Annotated in this window: 1 protein-coding gene and 1 pseudogene; both read left to right on the forward strand. The window is 55.9% G+C overall.

Features of this window, described 5'->3' with window-relative positions; all coding sequences use genetic code 11:
• Positions 1-120, forward strand: a pseudogene (locus EOA79_RS34210) (type II toxin-antitoxin system VapC family toxin); the annotation flags it as partial.
• Positions 121-390: 270 nt separating this feature from the next.
• Positions 391-915, forward strand: a complete 525-nt coding sequence (locus tag EOA79_RS31930) for a helix-turn-helix transcriptional regulator (protein ID WP_128161291.1) — start codon at positions 391-393, stop codon at positions 913-915.
• The last annotated feature ends 730 nt before the right edge of the window (positions 916-1,645 follow it).

Here is a 1,645-nt window from a genome sequence, read left to right on the forward strand (position 1 = left end):
CCCCTGGCCCTCAACCCTGATGGATATACCGCTGCCATAGCAGCTTCCCACGGCTCTTCCGTTGCCACTCGCGACACGTCACCTTTCCAGACGGCTGGAGTGCCGGTCATCAATCCGTGAGAGAGGGCCTAAAAGTCATCTAGTCGGGCTCAAATAAGGCAGGAAAGTCGATAAATGATATCAGCAACGCAGATCAGTGGCAGATGGAGAGTGGATGCTAAAAGAGAGCGTTCTGATCAACACGCCAGGCGAGGCGGCCTCTGTCTTTTTGGTAAGGGCGCTCGCAGCGCCATCTGGCGTGATCGTGACGATGCGGAGATTTCCCTACGATCTTCCATCGTCGCGTAGGGGTCGCCTGAGCAGGTGGAAGCGAACAGCGAGGCGCCATAGATGTATGACAAAGACATTACGACAATACAGGTTTTGCCATTAGCGATTTTGACTGAGCTACCACGCCATCGAACAAGTGAAGCCGTGCCAATTCTCGATGTTATTGAAGTGTGGTTGTGCCGCCAATATAGCGGCAATCAGATTCAGGACGCTATTGAGTTTCTCTGGAAAGAGGGCTTGCTGTGCACCGACGATGATAACAGTCCGCCTGTCTATCCACGCTGCAGCGTTCTTTTCTCAAGTTCGATCGGTGACGCTCTAGTTAAGAGGCGAGGCGAAGAATTCCCAACAGTGCCAGATCGCTTCGTCGAGGGCCTCAAGCGGTTAAAGGCATTGCGGGGCTGGAAAAACAAGGACTTGGCCAAACATCTCGGTGTGTCGGAAGCTTATATGTCCGGGATGATGCGTGGCATTCGAGACGTGAAGCTGTCCATGCTGGATCGCATGGAAAAGAGTCTTGGCGTAACCACGCTCGATCTGTTCGGACCCGAAACGCGGCCAGAAGTCCAGAAAAGGCAGGCCTAATAAACGAGAGAAGATGTAAGATGTAGCGACAAAACAGATCGATCAGGCCGCCGACTGGCGACCGAGGAAGAGTTTCAGAGGGCAATTGCAATGCCGAGTGAGCGCTGACTCCCTTGCGCGTACACGGGGCATCGAATCTATCTGATCTGCCTCATGATCAAAAGTGCAGATCATTCCCTTAGGCCACGGATTTCCGACTGGATCTGCCGAGCTGCTCGGCGGTTCAGAATGACGACGGGCAATCGCAGTGATAACCTTCGGTTGCGGCTTACCGGCGAAGGCGAGCCGACGATATCGTTGGCATAGTCTGGCTTGCGCCTTCCAAGCAATGACCCTGACCTCTTCCGGAAGACCCTCAACGCGGATCCGGCAGCGTTTTTCCTCTCGAGCGGGAAGAAGGTCTTGACGATCCGGACTATTACAAGAAGACCAATATCCTACTGGCGGGCATCAACCGCGACTAACGGATTCCACCGACCAGTAACGCCAGATTGAGGGAAATCTTCCTCGTCATGACTTAAAAGGGGAAGGGGGCGCTGCCCCCTCTCCCCTGCAAGGGGAAAATCGGTCTCCCCGTCCTTCCTCCGCGTGGGCCTGGCCCGCCCTTCGTGCAGGATCGACGCGGATCCGCATAGCGGATCCAGCGCGCCCCTTCGGCTTCGCCTCGGGCGGGTGATCCCTCCGATTTGTCCCCTTGCCCCCCTCTCCCCCCCTGTTCCGCACGAGCTCG

Source organism: Mesorhizobium sp. M1A.F.Ca.IN.020.03.2.1 (genome assembly GCF_004023205.1).
In the GTDB taxonomy this organism is placed as follows: Bacteria; Pseudomonadota; Alphaproteobacteria; order Rhizobiales; family Rhizobiaceae; genus Mesorhizobium.

What these genes read in the sequence shown, in the direction of transcription:
- EOA79_RS31930 (WP_128161291.1), top strand. Translation starts at nt 391, where the DNA reads ATGTATGACAAAGACATTACGACAATACAGGTTTTGCCATTAGCGATT.